This is a genomic window from Roseovarius sp., from assembly GCF_040219995.1.
Lineage (GTDB): Bacteria > Pseudomonadota > Alphaproteobacteria > Rhodobacterales > Rhodobacteraceae > Roseovarius.
This window is the reverse complement of the sequence record NZ_JAVJUC010000015.1, coordinates 16,361-38,463: the sequence shown is the minus strand read 5'-3', so window position 1 is coordinate 38,463 and position 22,103 is coordinate 16,361. Positions and strand designations below refer to the sequence as shown.

Annotated in this window: 24 protein-coding genes and 1 pseudogene; 20 read left to right on the top strand and 5 right to left on the bottom strand. The window is 64.2% G+C overall.

Features of this window, described 5'->3' with window-relative positions; genetic code table 11:
- Positions 1-113 precede the first annotated feature (113 nt).
- The 6 genes from RID11_RS08965 to RID11_RS08940 all read left to right on the top strand — a co-directional run bounded on the left by RID11_RS08965 (position 114) and on the right by RID11_RS08940 (position 5,091).
- Positions 114-1,412 carry an NAD(P)/FAD-dependent oxidoreductase gene (locus RID11_RS08965; RefSeq protein ID WP_350137889.1) on the top strand — a complete coding sequence of 433 codons (1,299 nt, stop codon included), beginning with the start codon at positions 114-116 and terminating at the stop codon, positions 1,410-1,412.
- Entirely contained in the window at positions 1,409-2,164 is a 756-nt protein-coding gene (locus RID11_RS08960; RefSeq protein ID WP_350137886.1) for a DUF1365 domain-containing protein, read from the top strand. The genes RID11_RS08965 and RID11_RS08960 overlap by 4 nt, the downstream gene beginning before the upstream one ends.
- Positions 2,161-3,402, top strand: a complete 1,242-nt coding sequence (locus RID11_RS08955) for an MFS transporter (RefSeq protein ID WP_350137883.1) — start codon at positions 2,161-2,163, stop codon at positions 3,400-3,402. The genes RID11_RS08960 and RID11_RS08955 overlap by 4 nt, the downstream gene beginning before the upstream one ends.
- Positions 3,403-3,406: 4 nt before the next feature.
- Complete coding sequence (locus tag RID11_RS08950) at positions 3,407-3,967, top strand: DUF3833 domain-containing protein (RefSeq protein WP_350137881.1); 561 nt, start codon at positions 3,407-3,409, stop codon at positions 3,965-3,967.
- A complete protein-coding gene (locus tag RID11_RS08945) occupies positions 3,964-4,698 on the top strand; it encodes an SDR family NAD(P)-dependent oxidoreductase (protein ID WP_350137879.1) in 735 nt (244 codons plus the stop codon). Before RID11_RS08950 ends, RID11_RS08945 begins: the two co-directional genes overlap by 4 nt.
- Positions 4,699-4,806: 108 nt before the next feature.
- Positions 4,807-5,091: a DUF3775 domain-containing protein gene (locus RID11_RS08940; protein ID WP_350137876.1), complete on the top strand. Its 285-nt coding sequence runs from the start codon at positions 4,807-4,809 to the stop codon at positions 5,089-5,091.
- A gap of 12 nt (positions 5,092-5,103) precedes the next feature.
- Here the strand turns inward: RID11_RS08940 and RID11_RS08935 are convergent, their stop codons facing one another.
- Positions 5,104-5,502, bottom strand: a complete 399-nt coding sequence (locus RID11_RS08935; protein WP_350137873.1) for a c-type cytochrome — start codon at positions 5,500-5,502, stop codon at positions 5,104-5,106.
- A 64-nt stretch (positions 5,503-5,566) separates the two neighbouring features.
- A pseudogene (locus tag RID11_RS08930) lies at positions 5,567-7,141 on the bottom strand (lysine--tRNA ligase).
- A gap of 118 nt (positions 7,142-7,259) precedes the next feature.
- Between RID11_RS08930 and RID11_RS08925 the strand changes: the two are divergent.
- The 14 genes from RID11_RS08925 (at position 7,260) to RID11_RS08860 (ending at position 19,728) form a co-directional block, all read left to right on the top strand.
- Positions 7,260-7,685 carry a tellurite resistance TerB family protein gene (locus RID11_RS08925; protein WP_350137870.1) on the top strand — a complete coding sequence of 142 codons (426 nt, stop codon included), beginning with the start codon at positions 7,260-7,262 and terminating at the stop codon, positions 7,683-7,685.
- Between the two features lie 85 nt (positions 7,686-7,770).
- Entirely contained in the window at positions 7,771-8,559 is a 789-nt protein-coding gene (rpiA, locus tag RID11_RS08920; RefSeq protein ID WP_350137868.1) for a ribose-5-phosphate isomerase RpiA, read from the top strand.
- A 13-nt stretch (positions 8,560-8,572) separates the two neighbouring features.
- On the top strand, positions 8,573-9,919 hold the full coding sequence (gene gor / locus RID11_RS08915; protein ID WP_350137865.1) for a glutathione-disulfide reductase: 1,347 nt from the start codon (positions 8,573-8,575) through the stop codon (positions 9,917-9,919).
- 78 nt (positions 9,920-9,997) lie between these two features.
- Positions 9,998-11,152, top strand: coding sequence for an FtsH protease activity modulator HflK (hflK, locus tag RID11_RS08910; protein ID WP_350137862.1), 1,155 nt, complete (start codon positions 9,998-10,000; stop codon positions 11,150-11,152).
- A 4-nt stretch (positions 11,153-11,156) separates the two neighbouring features.
- A complete protein-coding gene (gene hflC / locus RID11_RS08905) occupies positions 11,157-12,035 on the top strand; it encodes a protease modulator HflC (RefSeq protein WP_350137860.1) in 879 nt (292 codons plus the stop codon).
- A complete protein-coding gene (locus RID11_RS08900; RefSeq protein WP_050663710.1) occupies positions 12,032-12,229 on the top strand; it encodes a DUF2065 family protein in 198 nt (65 codons plus the stop codon). Before hflC ends, RID11_RS08900 begins: the two co-directional genes overlap by 4 nt.
- 58 nt (positions 12,230-12,287) lie before the next feature.
- The gene (gene crcB / locus RID11_RS08895) at positions 12,288-12,665 is read left to right on the top strand and encodes a fluoride efflux transporter CrcB (RefSeq protein ID WP_350137857.1); all 378 of its coding nucleotides are present in this window, start codon (positions 12,288-12,290) and stop codon (positions 12,663-12,665) included.
- Positions 12,662-13,705 (top strand): RluA family pseudouridine synthase, encoded by a 1,044-nt coding sequence (locus RID11_RS08890; protein WP_350137854.1) that lies wholly within the window; start codon positions 12,662-12,664, stop codon positions 13,703-13,705. The genes crcB and RID11_RS08890 overlap by 4 nt, the downstream gene beginning before the upstream one ends.
- Positions 13,702-14,385 (top strand): HAD-IA family hydrolase, encoded by a 684-nt coding sequence (locus RID11_RS08885; protein WP_350137851.1) that lies wholly within the window; start codon positions 13,702-13,704, stop codon positions 14,383-14,385. Before RID11_RS08890 ends, RID11_RS08885 begins: the two co-directional genes overlap by 4 nt.
- Positions 14,382-15,092: an ATP12 family chaperone protein gene (locus RID11_RS08880; RefSeq protein ID WP_350137849.1), complete on the top strand. Its 711-nt coding sequence runs from the start codon at positions 14,382-14,384 to the stop codon at positions 15,090-15,092. The genes RID11_RS08885 and RID11_RS08880 overlap by 4 nt, the downstream gene beginning before the upstream one ends.
- 207 nt (positions 15,093-15,299) lie before the next feature.
- Positions 15,300-16,319 (top strand): amino acid ABC transporter substrate-binding protein, encoded by a 1,020-nt coding sequence (locus RID11_RS08875; protein WP_350137847.1) that lies wholly within the window; start codon positions 15,300-15,302, stop codon positions 16,317-16,319.
- Between the two features lie 119 nt (positions 16,320-16,438).
- Complete coding sequence (locus RID11_RS08870; RefSeq protein WP_350137845.1) at positions 16,439-17,653, top strand: amino acid ABC transporter permease; 1,215 nt, start codon at positions 16,439-16,441, stop codon at positions 17,651-17,653.
- Positions 17,654-17,656: 3 nt separating this feature from the next.
- Positions 17,657-18,946, top strand: coding sequence for an amino acid ABC transporter permease (locus RID11_RS08865; RefSeq protein ID WP_350137842.1), 1,290 nt, complete (start codon positions 17,657-17,659; stop codon positions 18,944-18,946).
- 14 nt (positions 18,947-18,960) lie between these two features.
- On the top strand, positions 18,961-19,728 hold the full coding sequence (locus tag RID11_RS08860) for an amino acid ABC transporter ATP-binding protein (protein ID WP_350137840.1): 768 nt from the start codon (positions 18,961-18,963) through the stop codon (positions 19,726-19,728).
- 97 nt (positions 19,729-19,825) lie between these two features.
- Here RID11_RS08860 and RID11_RS08855 read toward each other — a convergent pair whose 3' ends face one another.
- The 3 genes from RID11_RS08855 to RID11_RS08845 are packed head-to-tail and all read right to left on the bottom strand — an operon-like array spanning position 19,826 to position 22,070.
- Positions 19,826-20,941 carry an acetoin utilization protein AcuC gene (locus tag RID11_RS08855; protein ID WP_350137837.1) on the bottom strand — a complete coding sequence of 372 codons (1,116 nt, stop codon included), beginning with the start codon at positions 20,939-20,941 and terminating at the stop codon, positions 19,826-19,828.
- Positions 20,942-20,946: 5 nt separating this feature from the next.
- Positions 20,947-21,435, bottom strand: coding sequence for a SixA phosphatase family protein (locus RID11_RS08850; protein ID WP_350137835.1), 489 nt, complete (start codon positions 21,433-21,435; stop codon positions 20,947-20,949).
- A complete protein-coding gene (locus RID11_RS08845) occupies positions 21,432-22,070 on the bottom strand; it encodes a ferredoxin (protein WP_350137832.1) in 639 nt (212 codons plus the stop codon). The genes RID11_RS08850 and RID11_RS08845 overlap by 4 nt, the downstream gene beginning before the upstream one ends.
- Positions 22,071-22,103: the final 33 nt, after the last annotated feature.

Genomic DNA, 22,103 nt, shown 5'->3' with positions numbered 1-22,103 from the left:
GATACGCGGCTTGGCAAGGATCGGATCACCGGACGGACCGAATTTCTTTCTAATCCGGTTTCGCACCCTCCACGTAAGTCTTCTAAATACTCAAAACGCAGGTAACGTCACTCATGCCATTCGAAACCGGCGCGGTCGCGCGCAAAAGGGTTGCCGTCATCGGCGCGGGAATCTCGGGAATGGGCGCGGCAGAGCGTCTTTCGGCCTCTCACAACGTTGTACTCTTCGAAGCCGAGCCGCGCCTTGGCGGTCACGCTCGCACGATCACAGCGGGCAAGCATGGTGATCGCCCGGTCGATACCGGCTTCATCGTCTTCAACTATGCCACTTACCCGCATCTCACCGCGCTCTTTGACCGGCTCGACGTACCCGTGGTCAAGAGCAACATGAGCTTTGGCGCCTCGATCCGGGGCGGCGCATTCGAATACGGGCTCGACAGTGCGGCGGCTTTTTTCGCGCAGAAGCGCAACGCGCTCAACCCACGATTTCTGACTATGCTGCGCGATATCTTCCGCTTCAACGCGGGTGCGTTCGTCGCCTCGCAGGAGGCAGGGCTGACCATCGGCGGGCTGATCGAGAAAATGCGCCTTGGGCGTTATTTCCGCGACTATTACCTGCGGCCCTTTTCCGGCGCGATCTGGTCCACCCCGGTCGAGAAAATCCTCGATTTCCCGGCCCATGCCATGGTGCAGTTCTTCAAGAATCACGGGCTTCTGGGCTATGATGATCAGCATCAGTGGTTCACGGTTCAAGGCGGCTCTGTTGCCTATGTCGACCGGCTGGAGCAGGCGATGCGCGCCAAGGGCGTCGATATCCGCCTCGGCGCGCCGGTGGCCGGGATTGTGCGCCTTGATGACGGCGTAAAAATCCGCGCCGAGGGCGGCGACTGGGAACTCTTCGACGAGGTGGTGATCGCGGCCCATGGCGACGACGCGCTGCGCCTGCTGTCGGATGCCGACGAAATCGAGCGCGCCGATCTTGGGGCGATCACCTATCAGCCGAACGACATCACGCTGCATGCCGACGCTTCGGTGATGCCCAGGCGGCGCGCGGTCTGGTCGTCCTGGAACTATACCGAGGCGAAGGTCAAACGCAGCGGCCAGATCGACCTCACCTACTGGATGAACAGCCTGCAACCGATCCCGCAGGACGATCCGCATTTCGTGACCCTCAACACCACCCGCCCCATCCGCGAGGAGTTGATCTACGATCAGGTGACATTGCACCACCCGGTCTATGATCTGGCCACGCTGGCCGCACAGGGCCGGGTGCGGGCGAGGAACGGACGGCGCAACACATGGTTCTGCGGCGCATGGATGCGACACGGCTTTCACGAGGACGGGCTGTCGAGCGGGCTGGAAGTCGCCGAGGCGATCTGTGCGCGCGACCCATTGGCGGTGGCGGCGGAATGAGTGCGGTCGATCATATCGCCGGCCACACCTGGCACGGGCGCAAGGGCGCGGTCGAAAATGCGTTCCGCTACGGAATTGACTACGTGCTCTTGGATGCCGAAGCCGCACTAGAGGCACCGCGCCTCTTCGGTCGCAACCGGACCGGGCTGGCCTCGGTCGGGGACCGCGATCATGGCGGCGCGCCCACGGCCGGGCGCGGCGCGGACTGGGTGCGCGAGACGCTGGCCGAGCGCGGCTTGCCCGCCCCCGACCGGATCGAGCTTTTGGCGCAGCCGCGCGTTCTGGGCCATGTCTTCAACCCGGTCTCGTTCTGGATCTGCCGCGACGCGCAGGATGACGTACGGGTGATCATCGCCGAGGTGTCCAATACCTATGGCGAGCGGCATTCCTACCTGTGCCACCGCGATGACCTTGCACCGATCACGGCGCAGGACCGCCTCCATGCCAACAAGATCTTCTACGTCTCGCCCTTCCTGCGGATCGAGGGCGGCTATGAATTCCGCTTCGATCTGCGGCCCGACCGGATCGGCATCTGGATCGATTTCACCGGGGGGAATGGCGGCGTGATCGCCACGCTTGTCGGCCCGCGCAAGCCGCTCACGACCGGCGGTCTGATCATGGCCGCGCTGCGCCGACCCTTCGGGTCGCGCCGGGTGCTGGGCCTTATCCACTGGCAGGCGCTCAAGCTGTGGTGGAAGGGTGCGCAGTTCCGCTCGCCACCGCCGCCACCCTCGGAGGAGATCAGCCGGTGAGCCACGCCGCCACCATATCCGCTCCGGGCATTGCCCCGCGACTGCCCGGCTTTGCCGTCTTTGCAGCACTTCTTGCGGCGGCGGGGCTGCCGCTATACATCCACGCGCCCAAGTTTTACGTGGATGAATACGGCGTCTCGCTGGCCGCGCTCGGCTCGGTGCTCTTCGTGCTGCGCCTGCTCGACGTGGTGCAGGACCCGCTGCTTGGACGGCTGAGCGCGCGGCTGCGCAGGCACCGCGCGATAAGCGTCGCCGTGGCTGTCGTGGCAATGGCGGCGGCCATGCTGGGATTGTTCGCCGTGACCCCGCCGATTGCGCCGCTGTGGTGGTTTGCAGCCATGCTCACGGTGGTCTTTTCCGCCTTCAGCTACCTCACCATCTGCTTTTACGCCCAAGGCGTGGCAAGCGCCGCCCATCTGCCGGGCCAAGGGCATCTGCGGCTGGCTCGCTGGCGCGAAACCGGCGCATTGCTCGGGATTTGCGCCGCCGCCGTGGCCCCGCTGGCGCTTGGCGGGCATGCCGGGTTCGCCGTGGCCTTTGCCGCCCTCGCCCTCGTCGCCGCCCTTGCCATGACGGGGCAGTGGGGTGCCACGGATGTTCCCGACGGCACCGGGTTCGGCCCGGTCCTGCGCGATCAAACCGCGCGCCGCTTGCTGATCGTGGCGCTGTTCAACGCGGCCCCCGTGGCGGTCAGTTCCACGCTGTTCCTGTTCTTCGTCGAAAGCCGCCTGCAAGCGCCGGGATGGGAGGGGCCGTTCCTTCTGATCTTCTTTCTGTCCGCCGCGCTCGCCGCCCCTGCGTGGAGCAAGCTGGCCGAGGCCTACGGCGCCAAGCGCGTGCTCCTTGGCGCGATGGTGCTGGCCATCGCGGCCTTTGCCTGGGCGATCCTGCTGGGTGCGGGCGATCTCTGGGCCTTCGGCATCATCTGCGTCGTCTCCGGCGCAGCCGTGGGCGCGGACATGACACTGCTGCCCGCGCTCTTTGCGCGGCGGATGTCGGATATCTCGCCCGGGGCCGCCGAAGGCTTTGGCCTGTGGTCCTTCGTCTCGAAATTCACCCTCGCCCTTGCCGCCGTAGGCCTCTTGCCGCTGTTGCAGGCGGGCGGCTTCTCGGCGGGACAGGACAACGACGAGGGAGCCCTGCGCCTACTCAGCCTGCTCTATGGCGGGCTGCCCTGTGCGCTCAAACTCATGGCCATTGCGCTCTTGGCCCGAACACAGATTGAGGAAAGGAGCTGACCCGATGGACGCTTTTGGTTTCATCCTGCTGGGGGCCGCGATCATGCTGGCGCTGATGCTGCTCAAGGAGCGGTTCACAGGGTTTTCCGCACAGACCCCACAGGATTACGCGCAGCTTGAGCCGCATTTCGATCTGCGCGAGCATCTCAACGGCCCGATCAAATGCGAGGGTGTGATCTATGGCCCGCTTGGCCGCGTCGCCTCGCGCTTCACCGGCGATTTCGAGGCGCATTGGCAGGGCAATCGCGGCATCATGCGCGAGCATTTTGACTATGACAGCGGCAACAGCCAGGATCGCGAATGGCGGCTGGAACTGGGCAATGACGGGTCCATCCGCGCCGAGGCGGATGATCTGGTGGGCTCGGGCGAAGGCCAGCAGATGGGCGCGGCGACGCGGCTCTCCTATCGCATCCGCCTGCCGAAGGAGGCGGGCGGCCATGTCCTCAGCGTCACCGACTGGATGTACCTCACGCCCGGCGGCGTGGTGGTGAATCGCAGCCAGTTCCGCAAGTTCGGCATCAAGGTGGCGGAACTCGTGGCAACCATGCGCCGGGTGGAAGCATGACCGACTGGCAGGGCAAACGCTATTGGCTGGTGGGCGCAAGCGAGGGGCTGGGCGCGGCCCTCGCCCACAAGATCAACGCGGCCGGGGCCGAGGTGATCGTCTCGGCCAGAAGTGCCGACCGACTTGAGGACTTGGTGCAGAGCCTACCGGGTCGCGCACACGCCGTGGCGATGGATGTGCGAGACGACGCCAGCGTGGCTGAGGCGGCCAAAACGGTAGGAGAGGTCGACGGTCTGGTCTATCTCGCGGGCGTCTACTGGCCGATGCCCTCGACCGAGTGGCAGGCCGAAGAGGTCACCGCCATGGCCGATGTGAATTTCACCGGCGCGGTGCGGGTGCTGGGCGCGGTGATCCCCGGCATGGTGGCGCGCGATGCGGGCCATGTGGTGCTGACCGGCTCGCTCTCGGGCTTTCGCGGCCTGCCGGGGGCGATCGGCTATACCGCCTCCAAGGCCGGCGTGATGAACCTCGCCGAATCGATGCGCGCCGATCTGTGGCGCACGGGGGTGCGTGTGCAACTCGCCAATCCCGGCTTCATCAAGACGCGGCTGACCGACAAGAACAATTTCAAGATGCCATTCATCATGTCGCCCGAGGATGCAGCACAGGAGATGTTCGAACTGATGTGCGATGACAGCGCCTTTCAGCGCCATTTCCCGCGCCTCTTCAGCTATCTCTTCCGCCTGTCGCGGTTCCTGCCGGACTGGGCCTATTACCGGCTATTTGAGTAAGAACAAGGACGGGGGACGACCCGACCGGCATTACTGAGCTAGACTAGCTCAACAGGAGACTATGACAAGATAGACATCACAGTTCACAAGATCGCGCAGATCATTTTGATGTCCCGGGAACTGGACCGGGCCGAAGGGGAACTGCGCGCCTTCATCGACCGATTGAGCGAGGAAGAACAGGCAAGCCTCGTCGCCGTCATGTGGATCGGGCGCGGCAGCTTCGAGGCCGAGGATCTGGAAGAGGCCAAGCGCACCGCTTTCGAGGAAGCGACCACACCCTGCGCCGATTACCTGCTCGGCACGCCGCATCTGTCGGACCATCTGGAGAACGGCCTTGACGCGCTCGGGCTGTCGGCCTCGGACGATGAGGACGAGCTGATCCGCGGCGGTTGATCCCCGCGGGCATCACCCCTCCTGAATGCTCTCCAGATAGGCCATCAGCGCCGCAAGCGGGCGCGGCGTGGGCGTCAGCACCCCGTCGCCGACATCGACCGGAACGGTATCACCCTCCAGCAGCAGCCCGAATTCCGGCATCTCCTTGCCCGGCAGATCGGTGCGGTCATAGCCGTCGATGACTGACAGCACATGCGCGCGCGGGAATTCCCCGTCCATCGTCAGTTGCGTGAGATCCGAGGGCGGTGGCGTCATGCCCGACGCCCAAGGGCCATCGCCCTTGCCCGAGGCCCCGTGGCACTGCGCGCAATTCTCGGCATAGATCGCGGCACCCTCGCGCGCATCGGGCATCGACACCGTTTGCGCGCAGGCCGCGAGTGCCGCTGCTGTCAGGATGGCTATGGTCCGCATCGCTCGCCCCCTTGCTGTTTTCCCGAAAGGTAGCAAGCGGACCAAAGCCGCGCAATGATCCAGATCAGGCCAGTTCGCCCGCCAGCCCCTTGTCGATCAGCACCACGGTTTCCTGCACGCCGTAAAGCGCGATGAACCCGCCAAAGCGCGGCCCCTGAGAGGCCCCCAGAAGCACCTCGTAGAGCGCCTTGAACCAGTCGCGCAGAGGGTCAAACCGGTCGCGGCCCACGGCATAGACAATCGATTGCAGCGCCTCGTCCTCGACCGGTCCGTCATAGGCCGCCAGTTGATCGCGCAGATCGGTCAGCGCCTCGCGCTCCAGATCGGTGGGCGCGCGATAGGTCTTGGCGGGCGCGACGAAATCCTCGTAATAGCGCACCGCGTATCCGGCGGCGGCATCCATGTCGGGATGGGTCTCGGCACTCGCCTCGGGCGCATAGCGGCGGATGAAGCCCCAGAGCGTCTCCTTGTCATGCGCGGCGGAAACCGAGGCGAGGTTCAGCAGCATCGAGAACGGCACCACCATCCGGCTCTCGGGCACGTCGCCGTTGTGGATATGATGCACCGGGTTGTTGAGGCGCTGCGTGATGTCCTGCCCGGCATAGGCGCGCAACTGCTGGTGATACTCGTCCACCGCCTTGGGGATCACGTCGAAATGCATGCGCTTGGCGGTCTTGGGCTTTTGATACATGAAATAGCTCAAGGATTCCGTCGCGGCATAGCTCAGCCACTCGTCGATCGAGATCCCGTTGCCGCTCGACTTGGAGATCTTCTGGCCGTTCTCATCCAGGAACAACTCATAGGTGAAATGCTCCGGCGCGCGCATGCCGAGCGCCCGGCAGATGCCGTCATAGATCGGCGTATTGGTGGAATGGTCCTTGCCATACATCTCGAAATCGACGCCGAGCGCCGCTCAACGGGCACCGAAATCGGGCTTCCATTGCAATTTCACATTGCCGCCCGTCACCGGCAGCGTCCACTCGCGCCCGGTCTCGTCGTCAAAGGTCACGGTGCCGTCCTTGGCATTGACCTCCTTCATCGGCACATAGAGCACGCGGCCCGTCTCGGGATGGAGGGGCAGGAAGATCGAATAGGTCTGCTGACGCTCCTCGCGCAGGGATTTCAGCATGATCTTCATGATCTCGTCATAGCGCTCGGCGGCGCGCAGCAGCACCTCGTCGAATTGCCCCGACGCGTAGAACTCGGTCGCCGAAATGAACTCGTATTCAAACCCGAACGTGTCGAGGAACCGGCGCAGCATGGCGTTGTTATGCGCGCCAAAGCTCTCATGCGTGCCGAACGGATCAGGCACCGAGGTCAGCGGCTTTTGCAGATGCTCGGCCAACATCTCGCGGTTGGGCACGTTGCCCGGCACCTTGCGCATCCCGTCAAGATCGTCGGAGAAACAGATCATCCGCGTCGGGATGTCGCTGATCACCTCAAAGGCGCGGCGGATCATCGTGGTGCGGAGCACCTCACCGAAGGTGCCGATATGCGGCAGGCCAGAGGGGCCATAGCCGGTTTCGAAGAGGACATGACCCTTTTCAGGCGGGTTTTTCTCATACCGTTTGAGCACGCGGCGCGCCTCTTCAAAAGGCCAGGCTTTCGAATTCATCGCGGCTTCGCGCATATCTGACATCGGATCGTCTCCTCTCGCGCCGGTCAGGCCACCGGCAGGGCTGGGCCGGTTCCTATTGCGGGGGGGCGGAACAGTCAATATTCTGCACTGCAACAATGCCCGGCGTGAAAGGCCCAGAATGACCGATCAAATCCCCCACCCGCTGACCCCGCAGGACTGTCTTGTCGCGGTCATGATCGCCGTCGCTGCCTCGGACGAGGACATGCGCACCGCCGAACTCGTCAAGATCGAGAGCACGGTCAACAACCTGCCGGTCTTTGCCGCCTATGACCTCGACCGGCTGCGGGTGATGTCGCAGACCGTGTTCGACCTGTTCAGCGTCGAGGATGGGCTCGACGCGCTGTTCGGTCTCATACGCGACAACCTGCCCGAGCAACTCTATGAAACCGCTTATGCGCTCGCCTGCGATGTGGCGGCGGCCGACGGCATGCTCAACGACCGTGAATTGCGGCTGTTGGAGGAAATCCGATACGAATTGAACATCGACCGGTTGCACGCGGCGGCCATCGAACGGGGCGCGCGGGCCCGGCACTTGACGGTCTGAACCGGGGCCGAGCCGCGCAATTGCCCCTCGCGCCCGCGCCCCAACTCTCCTATAACCCGGGCGGAACACACGGGGAGTCGCTGCCATGACCGGAGAATTATCGCCCATCGACAAGGCCAAATTCGTGGCCGCCAAACGCTCGGTGGATTTCGTCGAGGACGGGATGCGCGTGGGGCTCGGCACCGGCAGCACGGCGGCCTGGATGGTGCGCTGTCTGGGCGAGATGGTGCGCGAGGACGGGCTAAAGATCAGGGGCGTGCCGACCTCCACCCGCACCGCCGAACTGGCCCGCGAAGTGGGCATCGAGGTGATCAGCCTCGATGAGGCGAAATGGCTCGACGTGACAATCGACGGGGCCGATGAATTCGATGCCAATCTCAACCTGATCAAGGGCGGCGGCGGCGCGCTCCTGCAGGAAAAGATCGTGGCGACGGCCAGCGACCAGATGGTGGTGATCGCCGATATCGGCAAGGAGGTCGAGGCCCTCGGCGCCTTCCCCCTGCCGGTCGAGGTGATCCCCTTCGGCTGGCAGACCACCAAGTCGCTGGTCGAGGAATTGCTGATCAACATGGACGTGCTGGGCCGCGACGCGACCCTGCGGATGAACGGCGACCGGCCCTTCATCACCGATGAGGGCAATTACATCATCGACCTGCACCTGGGCCGCATCGGCAACGCGCATCAGCTCTCGATGGCGCTCAACCAGATGCCGGGGGTGGTCGAGAACGGGCTCTTTCTCGATATCTGCGACGTGGTGATCCTTGGTTACGGCGATGGCCGGGTCGAGACCCGCGACATCAACGAGGGCACGGTCGAGGAAGACCGGCTCGATTTCGTCGAGAACGACAATCTTTTCACCGATCTGAACGACTGACACGGGGGCGGGCATGGCATTCGACTACGATCTTTTCGTGATTGGCGGCGGCTCCGGCGGGGTGCGCGCGGCGCGCGTGGCGGCACAGGGCGGGGCAAAGGTCGCGCTTGCGGAGGAGGACCGCTATGGCGGCACCTGCGTCATTCGCGGCTGCGTGCCGAAAAAGCTGATGGTCTTCGCCTCGGAATATCGGGGCGCCATGGCCGACGCGCAATCCTATGGCTGGACGGTGCATGCGGGCGGTTTCGACTGGGACGCGTTCAAGACGAAACTGCATGCCGAGCTGGACCGGCTCGAGGAGATCTATCGCGGCATCCTGCGCAACAACGAGGTGGAGAGTTTCGATACCCGCGCGCGGCTGGTTGACCCGCATACCGTGGAACTGGCCGACGGCACACAGCATAGCGCGCGGCATATCCTGATCGCCACCGGCGGACGCCCGGTCAAACCCGACCTGCCAGGGGCCGAGCACGCCATCACCTCGAACGACATCTTTCATCTTGAAACGCTGCCCAAGTCGATCCTGATCATCGGTGGCGGCTATATCGCCTGCGAGTTTGCCTGCATCCTCAACGGCCTCGGCGTGCAGGTGACGCAGTTCTATCGCGGCGCGCAGATCCTGCGCGGCTTTGACGGCGAGGCGCGCGGCCTGGTCTCTGACGAGATGATCCAATCGGGCATTCACCTGCATCTGGGCACCAACATCCTGTCGATGGACCCTGTCGAGGGTGGCTATCGCGTCAAGGCCAGCAATGGCACCGAGGCCATGTATCAACAGGTTATGTTCGCCACCGGACGCGCCCCCAACACCGAGGATCTGGGGCTTGAGGCCGCAGGCGTCGCCACCGGGCGCAAGGGCGAAATCGTGGTCGATGAGTATAGCCAGACCGGCGTGCCCTCGGTCTATGCCATCGGCGAGGTGACCGACCGGGTGAACCTCACGCCGGTGGCCATCCGCGAGGGCATGGCCTTTGTCGAGACGGTATTCAACGGCAACCCGACGCCGGTCGATCACGAGTTGATCCCGACCGCGATTTTCACCCAGCCAGAGATGGGCACCGTGGGCCTGAGCGAGGAAGCCGCACGCGATCAGGAGCCGGTCGATGTCTATTGCAATTCGTTCAGACCGATGCAGACCGCCTTTGCCGGACGCCCCGACCGGGTGCTGATGAAACTTGTCGTCAGCCGTGAAACCCGCAAGGTTCTGGGGTGTCATATCGTAGCACCCGGCGCGGGCGAAATGATCCAACTGGCGGGGATCGCCGTCAAGATGGGCGCGACCAAAGAGGATTTCGACCGGACCGTGGCGGTGCATCCGACCATGTCGGAAGAGCTTGTGACAATGAAAACGCCTGTCTGAGCGGCTTGATTTTTCGCCTGTGCTGCACAGGTAGAGACCAAGACCGTGACTGGCGGGACAACAAGGGAAGAGAGACGTATGGCTGGAAATTCTGGCGGCCCATGGGGCGGCGGCGGCAATTCTGGAGGCGGCGGCGATGATCGTGGCCCTAACAAGGGTGGTGGCCGGCGCCCTCCCGAAGGAGGCTCGCAACTGCCCGAGATCGACGATCTGGTGCGCAAGGGTCAGGACCAGCTTCGCGTGCTGATGGGCGGTCGTGGCGGCGGCTCGAACGGCACCGGCGGCGGTGGCGGCGAAGGCCCGCAATTCGGCAAGGGCACCATCGGTCTGGCCGCGCTCGGCGCGGTGGCGCTCTGGGTGTTCGCCAGCGTCTATACCGTCAAGCCCGAAGAGCAATCCGTAGAGCTTTTCCTGGGCGAATATTACAAGACCGGCAACCCGGGTCTGAACTTTGCACCCTGGCCGGTCGTGACCTACGAAATCGTCAATGTCACTTCGGAACGCACCGAGGATATCGGCGAGCGCCAGACGCGCGGCAATGAAGGTCTGATGCTGACCACCGATGCCAATATCGTGGACATCAACTTTCAGGTGGTCTGGAACATCGCCGACCCCGCCAAGCTCCTGTTCAACATCCGCGATCCGCAACTGACCGTGCAGGCGGTATCGGAATCCGTCATGCGCGAGATCATTGCGGCCTCGAACCTTGCGCCGATCCTCAACCGGGATCGTGGGATCATCGCCGACACCGCGATGGAGGACATTCAGGCCACGATGGATGATTACGAAAGCGGCATCCGCATTGTCCGTGTCAACCTCGACAAGGCTGACCCGCCGCGCGAGGTGATCGACGCCTTCCGCGAAGTGCAGGCCGCCGAACAGGAACGCGACCGCCTGCAACGTCAGGCCGACGCCTACGCCAACCGCGTGCTGGCCGAGGCCCGTGGTGAGGCCGCGCAGACGCTGGAAGAGGCCGAAGGCTACCGCGCCCGCGTGGTCAACGAGGCGCGCGGTGACGCAAGCCGCTTCAACTCGGTTCTCGAAGAATACTCGAAAGCACCCGAAGTCACGCGCAAGCGTCTCTATCTGGAGCGCATGGAGCAGGTTCTGGGCGATATCGACAAGACGATCCTCGACCAGTCCATCGTCGGCAGCGGCGAAGGCAGCGGCGTCGTGCCATACCTGCCGCTGAACGAACTGCGCCGCAACAGCACCACCAATCAGGGGAACTGAGATCATGGGCAAGACGAAATTTTTCATTCCGTTCCTCGTCGTGGTCGTCTTTCTCGGCCTCTCCTCGATCTTCGTGGTGGATGAGCGCGAAAAGGCGCTGGTGCTGCAATTCGGCCAGATCAAGGACGTCAAGGAAGAGCCGGGACTCGCCTTCAAGATCCCCTTCATCCAGGAAGTCGTGCGCTATGACGACCGTATCCTGTCGCTCGATACTGACACGATCGAGGTTACCCCGTCGGATGACCGCCGCCTCGTGGTCGATGCGTTCGCCCGCTACCGCATCCGCGATGTCGTGCAGTTCCGGAAGGCGGTGGGTGTCGGCGGTCTGCGCGTGGCCGAGGATCGGCTCTCGTCGGTTCTCAACGCGCAGATCCGCGAGGTTCTGGGTGCCGATCAGGTGACGTCCGACACCATCCTGTCGGAAGATCGTCGCAGCCTGATGGGGCGCATCCAGCAAAATGCGCAGACCAGCGCCGCAGGCCTCGGTCTCGACGTGGTGGACGTGCGGCTCAAGCAGACCAACCTGCCCGATCAGAACCTCGACGCCACCTTTGCCCGGATGCGTGCCGAGCGCGAGCGCGAGGCCGCTGACGAGATCGCCCGTGGTAACGAGGCCGCACAACGCGTGCGCGCTCTTGCCGACCGGACCGTGACCGAGACCCTGTCGGATGCCGAGCGTGAAGCGCAGGTGATCCGAGGCGAGGCCGACGCCGAGCGCAACTCGATCTTTGCCGAGGCCTACGGCTCGGACGAGGAGTTCTTTGCCTTCTACCGCTCGCTCGAAGCCTATGAAAAGGCGCTCCAGGGCGGCAATTCCTCGATGGTGATGACGCCGGACAGCGAGTTCTTCGATTACCTGCGTTCGGCCACACCGGACCAATGATCGAAACCGCGCTTCTGGCTCTCGGGCTGGTGCTGATCGTGGAGGGGCTGGTCTATGCGCTGGCCCCTTCGCTTATCGACCAGATGCTTGTCGCCCTCGCGGCCCTGCCGCCCGAGGCACGTCGGCTGCTGGGATTGCTCGCGCTGGTGATCGGGCTGGCGCTGGTCTGGGCCGCCAAGACGCTCGGGGCATGAACGCCCCGCGCCACCACGCCGCTTGACAACGCACCCCGCCCGCGCGACAGACGCCGCCATGATGATGACCTTTCTTCAGGTGGCTCTTGGCGGTGCGATCGGGGCCTGCCTGCGCTTTGGCGTGGGTCTTGCCATGCTGCGCGTCGCGGGGCCCGGCTTTCCCCTCGGCGTGCTGACGGTCAATGTTCTGGGCTCTTTCCTGATGGGGGTGATCATGGTGCTGTCCTTTCAACGCGGGTTCGATCATCTCAACCCGTTCCTGATGACCGGGGTGCTGGGCGGCTTCACCACATTCTCGGCCTTCTCGCTCGAGGCCTTCACGCTTTATGAACGCGGGCAGATCGTGGCGGCGGCGGCCTATGTCGGCCTGTCGGTCGTGCTTTCGCTCGCGGCACTGGCGCTTGGCGTCTGGCTGGCACGGGGGATCACGGCATGAGCACGGTTCAGACACGGGTCGTGAAACCCGGCGATGGCGATCAGCGTCTCGACCGCTGGCTGCGGCGGCAATTCCCGCATCTGACCCAAGGCCAGATCGAAAAGATGTGCCGCAAGGGCGAGGTGCGGGTCGAGGGCGGGCGCGTGAAATCCGCCACCCGGCTGGAAGAGGGGCAAAGCGTGCGCATCCCGCCGCTGCCCGATGCCGACAGCAAGCCCGCACCTGACGCCGCCCGGATCAGCCCAACGGATGCCAAGATGATCCAGTCCTGCGTGATCTACCGCGACGATCACATCATCGCACTGAACAAGCCGCCGGGCCTGCCGGTGCAGGGCGGCAGCAAACAGGCGCGGCATGTGGACGGGCTCTCGGAGGCGCTGCGCTTCGGGTATGAGGAAAAGCCACGTCTGGTGCATCGGCTCGACAAGGACACCTCGGGCGTGCTGATCCTCGCCCGCACCCGCGAGGCGGCCAAGGGTCTGACCGCCGCGTTCCGCCACCGCAACACGCGCAAGATCTACTGGGCCGCCGTCGCCGGATCGCCGGTGCCGCGCATGGGCACGATCCGGTTCGGTCTGGTCAAGGCACCCGGGCACGGGGCCAAGGGCGAGGGCGAGAAGATGCTCTGCCTGCATCCGCGCGAGGTCGAGACTACGCCCGGCGCGAAACCCGCCACCACCGACTACGCGATGATCGAGAATGCCGGCGGGCGCACCGCGTGGATGGCGCTGATTCCGGTGACCGGGCGTACGCATCAGCTGCGCGCGCATATGGCCGAGATCGGGCATCCCATCGTCGGTGACGGAAAATATGGCGGCTCAGGGCAGGAAAACCTCGGTGACGGCTGGGGCGCGCAACTGGGCGGCGATGTCAGCCGCAAGCTGCACCTGCACGCCCGCTCGCTCAAGATCGAGCATCCGGTGACCCGAGCGATCCTGCATCTTACAGCACCTCTGCCCGAGCATATGGCGCGCACCTGGGACCTCTTTCAGTGGCAGCCATCCGAGGCGCCGGAGGACCCGCTCGAGGATATGGCATGAGCCGCCCGTTGCGTCTGGTGATCTTCGATGTGGATGGCACGCTGGTGGACAGTCAGGGCGACATTCTGGCGGCGATGACGGCGGCGTTCGAGCGCGCCGACCATCCTGCGCCCGGCCGCGAGGCGGTGCTTGGCATCGTCGGGCTGTCGCTCGACGTAGCGGTGCCGCGGCTGGCACCGCACTTGCCCGCCGATCTGCACACCCGCCTCGTCGGCTGGTACAAGGAGGCCTATATGGGCCTGCGCGCGCAATCAGGCGTGGCGCAATCCTCGCCGCTCTATCCGTATGCGCTCGACACCCTGCGCGCACTGCACGCGGTGCCCGAAACGCTGTTGGGCGTGGCGACGGGGAAATCCGCGCGCGGGCTCGACAAGCTGCTGGACGGCCATGATCTGCGGTCCTTCTTCGTGACCCGGCAGGTGGCCGACCACCACCCGTCGAAACCGCATCCCTCGATGCTGCGCGCGGCCCTCTCGGAGACTGGCGTCGCGCCGGAAAACGCGGTGATGGTGGGTGATACAAGCTTCGACATGGAAATGGCCCGCGCGGCGGGCATCCCCGGCATCGGCGTCAGCTGGGGCTATCACAAGCCCGAGGCATTGGGCGCGGCGACTGCGATCGCGCGCGATTTCCGCGATCTTGCGGGGTTGATCGACGATATCTGGAGGGCACCGGTATGAGCGAATGGGCCGCGAAACGCTTCTGGAAAGAGGCCGGGATCAGTGAGACCGACCAAGGTTTCAGCGTGCATCTGGATGGTCGCCGCGTGCGCACCCCCGCCAAGGCGGAACTGATCGTGCCGACCCGTGCCATGGCTCAGGCCATCGCCACGGAATGGGACGCGCAAGACAGCAAAATCGTCCCCGACACCATGCCCGTCACCCGCGCTGCCAATGCCGCCATCGACAAGGTCGCGCATCAGCATGCCGAGGTGGCGCGCATGATCGCCGATTACGGCGACAGCGATTTGTTGTGCTACCGCGCCGAGAGCCCGGCGGAACTGGCCGCACGGCAGGCCGAGGCCTGGGATCCGCTGCTTGACTGGGCCGAATCGGTCCTTTCCGCACGGTTGCACCCGCGCACGGGCGTCATGCACCAACCGCAAGGGGTTGAACCGCTTGCGCGCCTGCACGCACAGGTGGAAATGCTGGATAATTGGGCATTGACCGCCTTTCACGATCTCGTCAGCCTCAGCGGCTCGCTGATCATCGGCTTCGCCGCGATCCATGATCTTCACCCTGCAAAAACCCTGTGGCAGCTGTCCCGAATTGACGAAACCTGGCAACAGGAGCAATGGGGTAACGACGAAGAGGCCGAAGCGGTCGCGCTGCGGAAAGAAACTGACTTTCTCAACGCGAAATACTTTTACGATCTTTCGCGCGGGTGAGGCGGATGCCCTTTTCAGGTCTTTGACCTTGGGTCATGATCCTGTCGGCTATTGGTTTTCTTGAACAAAGACTTGACGTTTTGTGATGAATCCACACAAACTTGCGGACACTGACAGGGGTTTTGATCCCTCAAACAGTGTCACAGCGGCCCCGTGCGGGCCGAACGAACCGCTTTCGAAAGAGCGGACAATCAGGAAGAGGTAAACATGAAAAAAACCGTATTTTTGGGCGCGCTGACCGTCGCTGGCGTGGCTGCCGGCGCATCTGCGGCTGCTACGCTCGATGACGTCAAGGCCCGCGGCAAGCTGAACTGCGGCGTGACCACCGGTCTCGTCGGTTTCGCTGCGCCCGACGCGAACGGCGTCTGGGAAGGCTTTGACGTCGCTGTGTGCCGCGCCGTTGCTGCCGCTGTTTTGGGCGATCCGCAAGCTGTCGAATTCGTGCCGACCACCGGCAAGACACGCTTCACCGCGCTCGCCTCTGGCGAGATCGACATGCTGGCGCGCAACACCACCTGGACCTTCTCGCGTGATACCGACCTCAAGTTCGAATTCGTCGGCGTCAACTACTATGACGGTCAGGGCTTCATGGTGCCCAAGGCTCTGGGCGTAAGCTCGGCCAAGGAACTCGACGGCGCGACCGTTTGCATCCAGACGGGCACCACCACCGAGCTGAACCTCGCGGATTTCTTCCGCAAGAACAACATCAGCTACGAACCGGTGCCGATCGAAACCAACGCCGAAGGCCAGCAGCAGTACCTTGCCGGTGCCTGCGACACCTACACGACCGACGCCTCCGGCCTTGCCGCGACCCGCGCCGCGTTCGAGAACCCGACGGAGCACGTGATCCTGCCCGAGATCATCTCGAAAGAGCCGCTTGGCCCGCTTGTGCGCCACGGCGACAACGAGTGGGGTGATATCGTGCGCTGGACGCTCAATGCCCTGATCTCGGCTGAGGAACTGGGTGTCACCAGCGCCAATGTCGAAGAGATGGCATCGGCGCCGACCAACAGCCCCGAGATCAACCGCCTGCTTGGCACCGAGGGCAACCTTGGCGAGATGATCGGCCTCGACGCTGACTGGGCCAAGCGCGCAATCGCGGTTGGTGGCAACTATGGCGAGGTGTTCGAGAGGAACATCGGCGAGAATACCCCGATTGGTCTGGCGCGCGGTCTGAACGCGCAGTGGACCGATGGCGGCATCCTCTACTCGCCGCCCTTCCGCTAAGACCAGAACTGACAAAGGGCGCGGATCATCCCGCGCCCTTTTCACCTGACAGCTCTCAAAAAATCGGCCCACGGCGCAAAAGCCGATAAAAAACCGGGTCGAAACACAGGGAAACCCAGATGACAACGGTATCCGACCCTCCCAAGGCGTCGTTCCAACTGTCGCAGCTGATCTACGACACGCGGTATCGCTCCTACACATTCCAGTTCATCGCCCTGATGCTTCTGGTCGCGCTGATGGCCTATCTTGGCGCGAATCTCGTGCGTAACCTTGCCGAGCAAGGCCAGAACATCGCCTTCGGCTTTCTGGCAGAGCCGTCGGGCTATGACATCAACCAGCGACCGATCGAGTATGACAGCCAGTCGAGCCATTTGCGGGCCTCGATCGTGGGGGTGCTCAACACGCTGATCGTGGCCTTTCTGGGCTGTATCACCGCGACCATCTTCGGCGTGACCGCAGGTATCCTGCGGCTCTCGCCCAACTGGCTCGTGCGCAAGCTGATGGCGGTCTATGTCGAGGCGTTCCGCAACGTGCCGGTGCTGATCTGGATCCTGATCATCTTCACCATCATGACGGCGGTGCTGCCCGCGCCAAGCGCATTCCGGGGCGACGACCCGGATTCGAGCATGCTCTTCGGGTCATTCGCCTTTACCAATCGCGGCGTCTACACGCCCGCGCCGATTTGGGGGCCGGGCTCGGTCGTCGTGGTGCTGACCTTCCTCGCCTCGATCTTTGGCGTGTTCTACTATCGCCGCTACGCGACCAAACTGCTCTATGACACTGGCAAGCTGCTGCCGATGGGCTGGCCGTCGCTGGTCATCCTCTTCGTGCCGACCATCCTCATCTATTTCATCCTCGGCCGGCCGATCGGCCTCGATTACCCTGCGCTTGCCGGCTTCAACTTTCAGGGTGGCATTCACATTCGCGGCTCGCTGATCGCGCTGTGGTTCGCGCTCGCGATCTATACCGGTGCCTTCATCGCCGAGAACGTCCGCGCTGGCATTCAGGCGGTCAGCAAGGGCCAGACCGAGGCTGCGGCCTCGCTCGGGATGCGGCCGCGCCGGATCATGAACCTGGTGATCCTGCCGCAGGCGCTGCGGGTGATCATCCCGCCGCTGATCTCGCAATATCTCAACCTCACCAAGAACTCCTCATTGGCCATCGCCGTGGGTTACATGGATGTGACCGGCACCCTCGGGGGTATCACCCTCAACCAGACCGGGCGCGCCATCGAATGCGTCCTGATGCTGATGTTGTTCTACCTGACGATCAGTCTCGCCATCTCGGCGGTGATGAACGTCTACAACAACGCCATTGCGCTGAAGGAGCGTTGAGCCATGTCGGACAATCAGATTTCCTTCGTGCGCACCCACATGCTCCCCGAAGCGCCGCCACCTGTTGCGGCAACCGGGGTGGTCAAATGGCTGCGTGAAAACCTGTTCTCGTCACCGGCCAATTCGCTGCTGACGATCGTGTCCCTCTACGTGGTGATCGAGATCGTGATCTCGGCGGCCCCATGGTTCCTCAACGGGGTCTGGGACAGTCCCAGCCTTTCGGCCTGCCGCGAGATTCTCGACGGCAATGTGGGGGGTTGTTTCGCGGTGCTCTCCGAGCGATGGAACCAGCTTCTCTTCGGGTTCAAATACCCGTCTGAACTCTACTGGCGCCCGGGGCTGGCCTTCATCCTGCTGTTTGTCGCGGGTGCGCCCCTGCTGTTTTTCAAGCTTTTCCCGAGCAAGATGCTGATCTTCACCGGGCTCTACCCGTTCATCGCCTACTGGCTGATCTGGGGCGGATCGCTGCTCGTGCCGATCTTTGCCCTGCTGGGCGTGCTGCTCGGCTTCTATGTCTACAAGCGCACCGTGTTTGCCAGCGCAGGCATGGCGGTGATCGCGGGCTTTGTGGCGGCGCTGATCTTCTGGATCCTGTCCGGCTTCATCAGCGGGCCGATGGAGAACGTCCTGGCCATTGAGCCGGTACCGTCGCGCGACATGGGCGGCTTCATGATCAACCTGATGCTGGGCGTAGTCTGCGTGTCGCTCTCGGTGCCGTTCGGCATCCTGCTGGCGCTCGGGCGGCAATCGAGCATGCCGATCATCAAGTGGATCTGCGTGGTCTTCATCGAGTTCATTCGCGGTGTGCCGCTGATCACGCTGCTGTTCGTGGCAAACGTGGTGCTGGCCTACTTCCTGCCGCCGGGCACGGCATTCGACCTGATCCTGCGGGTGATCATCATGATCACGATGTTTGCCTCCGCCTATATCGCCGAGGTCATCCGGGGCGGCCTCGCGGCCCTGCCGCGCGGGCAATATGAAGCGGCGGACAGTCTGGGTCTGGATTATGCGCAGGCGATGCAGCTCATTATCCTGCCGCAGGCGCTCAAGATCTCGATCCCGGGCATCGTCAACGTCGCCGTGGGCCTCTTCAAGGATACCACGCTCGTTTCGGTGATCTCGATGTTCGACATCGTCGGCATGATCCGCGGCCCGATCCTCGCCTCGGCGGAGTGGAATGGCGTCTACTGGGAGCTGTTTGGCTTTGCCGCTCTTTTGTTCTTCGTCACCTGCTACGGCATCTCGCAATATTCTCAGTGGCTGGAGCGTCAGCTTCAGACCGATCACCGGTAAGGAGGGTCATCATCATGGCCGCAGAAACACAAATGAAGGTCTCCGATCAGGTCGCTGTCGAGATTAACAAGATGAACAAATGGTTCGGCGCGTTCCACGTGCTGCGCGATATCGACCTGACCGTCTATCAGGGCGAGCGGATCGTGATCGCGGGGCCCTCCGGCTCGGGCAAGTCGACGCTGATCCGCTGCATCAACGCGCTGGAGGAGCATCAGAAAGGCTCGATCACGGTGGACGGAACGGTGCTGTCCAACGACATCAAGAACATCGACCGGATCCGCTCCGAGGTCGGGATGGTGTTCCAGCATTTCAACCTCTTTCCACACCTGACGATCCTCGAAAACTGCACCCTTGCCCCGATCTGGGTGCGCAAGACGCCCAAGCGCGAGGCCGAGGAAATCGCGATGCATTTCCTCGAAAAGGTCAAGATCCCCGAACAGGCCGATAAATATCCCGGCCAGCTTTCGGGCGGGCAGCAGCAGCGGGTGGCAATCGCGCGCTCGCTGTGCATGAAGCCACGGATCATGCTCTTTGACGAGCCCACCTCGGCGCTTGATCCGGAAATGATCTCCGAGGTGCTCGACACCATGATCGAACTCGCCGAGGAGGGCATGACCATGCTTTGCGTCACCCACGAGATGGGCTTTGCGCGCAAGGTGGCGAACCGGGTGATCTTCATGGATCAGGGTCAAATCGTGGAGCAGAACGAGCCCGAGGAGTTCTTCAACAACCCGCAATCCGAGCGGACCAAGTTGTTCCTGAGCCAGATCCTCGGGCACTGATGGTATCGGGGGCGCTGCCCCCGTCGCGCGATGCGCGACTCCCCCGGGATATTTGGGGCAAGATGTAGGGGCGGTCCGACGGGCCGCCCTTTTCCTGTCAGACCCAGGCCGCCTGTCGGGCGCGCAGAGTGTGGATCGAGGCGCGCAACTCGTCCGGGACGCCCCCCTCGCGCGGCGCATCGCGCAGCGTGTCGATAAGAGCATCGGGCGGGAACGCGGGGCGGCGCGTCCATGTCAGCGCGGCGAGGACGGCGCGGGCGCGTTCGGGCAGACGGTCGGGGATCTCATATCCGTTCAGCGTGGCCCAGCCCCCCGACCAGAGCCGCCCCACCGTCCACGGATTGTAACCGCCACCGCCGAGGACAAGCAGGCGGGGTGCAAGCGATCGCAGCAGCGCCACCGCCTGCCAATGCGCATTGTTCGACAGGCTCAGGCGCGAGAGCGGGTCTTCCGTGACGGCATCCGCCCCGCATTGCAGCACGATGGCCTCTGGCCGCATCGTCTGAAGGGCGGGCAGGATCACCTCGTGCAGCGCCATGGCAAAGCCGCTGTCATTGGTCTCGCGCGGCAGGGGCAGGTTGATGGCGTGGCCCCCTGCCCGGTCGTCCAGAGCGCCGGTGAAGGGCCAGCGCCGGACCTCGTGGGTAGAGATCATCAGCACGCGGTCCTCGCCGTCAAACGCCGCCGCGACCCCGTCGCAATGATGCGCGTCGATATCAACATAGGCGATCCGCGTAAGCCCCTGGGCAAGCAGCGCCTTGAGCGCCAGGACCGGATCGTTGAGGTAGCAGAACCCACCCGCGTGATCGGCCATGCCGTGATGCGTGCCGCCGCCGGGATTATAGACCACGCCGCCCCCGGCAATCAGGTCGGCGGCAAGAAGCGAGCCACCGGCGGCCGTGGCCGGTCGGCGGAACATCTCCGGAAAGACCGGGTTCGAGAGCGTGCCAAGGTGGTGGCGCGCACGGGTCTCGGGGCTGACCATGCCTTCGGTCTCGGCGCGTTGGAGCGCCTCGATATAGGCGGGGGTGTGCCACGATGTCAGCGCCTGCGGTCGCGCACGCGGGCTGTTGATATACTGCGACGCGGGCAGCCAGCCCATGGCGCGGCAGAGGTCGATCACCGTCGGCACCCGCGGGATCGAGAGCGGGTGGCGCGCGCCGTAGCTCGATCCACGATAGATCTCCGATCCGATGAAGCGCGGGGCCTGCATCGCGCTCAGGTCAGCTCGCGCGGGATGACGAAATGCTGCACCGCGCCGGTGCCGGGGGCCAGGTCCGCCCAGCCCGCGATGTCAAAGCGCACGACCAGCGTCGCCCCGGTGGGGTAGTCGTCGAACCGCTCATGCGCGGGCGGCGTGGCGACAAGGCTTGCAGCAAACTCGGCGATGCCCGGGTTGTGGCCCAGCATCAGAACGCGCGCACCGCTGGCCCCGCGCAATACGCGCAGCATATCGGGAACTTCGGCCAGATAGAGCGCATCGTGAAGCTCTGGCGAAAGCGGCAACTTCAGGCGCGCGCAGGTTTCCTGTGTGCGCGCAGAGGACGAGCACAGGATCTGATCCGGGATCAGGTCTTGCGCGCGCAACCACTCCCCCAAGGCAGTGGCCGAGCGCCGCCCGCGCTTGTTCAGCGGTCGCGCGTAATCACGCAGCAGCGGACTGCCCCAGTCGGATTTCGCATGCCGCATCAGGATCAGTTCTTTCATCCGAAATATCCCATGTGAAAGGCGGATTGCGCAGGCTCCCGCCCGTAGGTTTGGCTGACCGGACAGGCACGACGCACCGCGCATCCCTGCGCGCGGCAGTCATTGCCGTCACGGTCCAGATCGGCCTTGCAGGCGGGCACGTCATAGGCCCCCGGGCGCAGCGCATCCACCGGGCAGGCGGTCAGGCAGGGCTGCGTCGCGCATGTCTCGCAGGGGCGCAGGCCCGGCTCTGGCAGGTCGAGCCGGTCGGGCAGCGCCAGCGCGCCGCGATAAGACACCATCAGCCCCGCCACGTCATGCACCAATAGCCCCACCGGCGACGGCCAGGCCCGCCCGCTGCGCCGCGCCCAATCGGTAAAGGGCTGCCACGGCGGGCCGCCAAAGGGAAAGAGCGGCACGGCCCCGAGATCCTCGGCAAGCGCGGTGATCACGCGGGTCGACCAGCGATCCATCGGGTCCGGCGTGCCGTCGCGATACTCGGGCGTCTGCGTGAAGGCCGTCCAGAACCCCGGCTCCGACGGCCCCAAAAGCACCAGTGTCGCATGCCCCGGCACCTCATCCGCCGCCAGATGCAGCGCGCCCATCACCGCGAGGTGATGCGGGGCGGCGTGGCGGGTGATCTCGGGCAGGCTCATGGCGGCATCCTTGCTGTGGCAATGAACCTAACG

Bases quoted from the DNA above. Each gene is read 5' to 3' on its own strand.
- RID11_RS08965 (WP_350137889.1), top strand. From the start codon at position 114: ATGCCATTCGAAACCGGCGCGGTCGCGCGCAAAAGGGTTGCCGTCATC.
- RID11_RS08960 (WP_350137886.1), top strand. From the start codon at position 1,409: ATGAGTGCGGTCGATCATATCGCCGGCCACACCTGGCACGGGCGCAAG.
- RID11_RS08950 (WP_350137881.1), top strand. From the start codon at position 3,407: ATGGACGCTTTTGGTTTCATCCTGCTGGGGGCCGCGATCATGCTGGCG.
- RID11_RS08945 (WP_350137879.1), top strand. From the start codon at position 3,964: ATGACCGACTGGCAGGGCAAACGCTATTGGCTGGTGGGCGCAAGCGAG.
- RID11_RS08940 (WP_350137876.1), top strand. From the start codon at position 4,807: ATGTCCCGGGAACTGGACCGGGCCGAAGGGGAACTGCGCGCCTTCATC.
- RID11_RS08935 (WP_350137873.1), bottom strand. From the start codon at position 5,502: ATGCGGACCATAGCCATCCTGACAGCAGCGGCACTCGCGGCCTGCGCG.
- RID11_RS08925 (WP_350137870.1), top strand. From the start codon at position 7,260: ATGACCGATCAAATCCCCCACCCGCTGACCCCGCAGGACTGTCTTGTC.
- rpiA (WP_350137868.1), top strand. From the start codon at position 7,771: ATGACCGGAGAATTATCGCCCATCGACAAGGCCAAATTCGTGGCCGCC.
- gor (WP_350137865.1), top strand. From the start codon at position 8,573: ATGGCATTCGACTACGATCTTTTCGTGATTGGCGGCGGCTCCGGCGGG.
- hflK (WP_350137862.1), top strand. From the start codon at position 9,998: ATGGCTGGAAATTCTGGCGGCCCATGGGGCGGCGGCGGCAATTCTGGA.
- hflC (WP_350137860.1), top strand. From the start codon at position 11,157: ATGGGCAAGACGAAATTTTTCATTCCGTTCCTCGTCGTGGTCGTCTTT.
- RID11_RS08900 (WP_050663710.1), top strand. From the start codon at position 12,032: ATGATCGAAACCGCGCTTCTGGCTCTCGGGCTGGTGCTGATCGTGGAG.
- crcB (WP_350137857.1), top strand. From the start codon at position 12,288: ATGATGATGACCTTTCTTCAGGTGGCTCTTGGCGGTGCGATCGGGGCC.
- RID11_RS08890 (WP_350137854.1), top strand. From the start codon at position 12,662: ATGAGCACGGTTCAGACACGGGTCGTGAAACCCGGCGATGGCGATCAG.
- RID11_RS08885 (WP_350137851.1), top strand. From the start codon at position 13,702: ATGAGCCGCCCGTTGCGTCTGGTGATCTTCGATGTGGATGGCACGCTG.
- RID11_RS08880 (WP_350137849.1), top strand. From the start codon at position 14,382: ATGAGCGAATGGGCCGCGAAACGCTTCTGGAAAGAGGCCGGGATCAGT.
- RID11_RS08875 (WP_350137847.1), top strand. From the start codon at position 15,300: ATGAAAAAAACCGTATTTTTGGGCGCGCTGACCGTCGCTGGCGTGGCT.
- RID11_RS08870 (WP_350137845.1), top strand. From the start codon at position 16,439: ATGACAACGGTATCCGACCCTCCCAAGGCGTCGTTCCAACTGTCGCAG.
- RID11_RS08865 (WP_350137842.1), top strand. From the start codon at position 17,657: ATGTCGGACAATCAGATTTCCTTCGTGCGCACCCACATGCTCCCCGAA.
- RID11_RS08860 (WP_350137840.1), top strand. From the start codon at position 18,961: ATGGCCGCAGAAACACAAATGAAGGTCTCCGATCAGGTCGCTGTCGAG.
- RID11_RS08855 (WP_350137837.1), bottom strand. From the start codon at position 20,941: ATGCAGGCCCCGCGCTTCATCGGATCGGAGATCTATCGTGGATCGAGC.
- RID11_RS08850 (WP_350137835.1), bottom strand. From the start codon at position 21,435: ATGAAAGAACTGATCCTGATGCGGCATGCGAAATCCGACTGGGGCAGT.
- RID11_RS08845 (WP_350137832.1), bottom strand. From the start codon at position 22,070: ATGAGCCTGCCCGAGATCACCCGCCACGCCGCCCCGCATCACCTCGCG.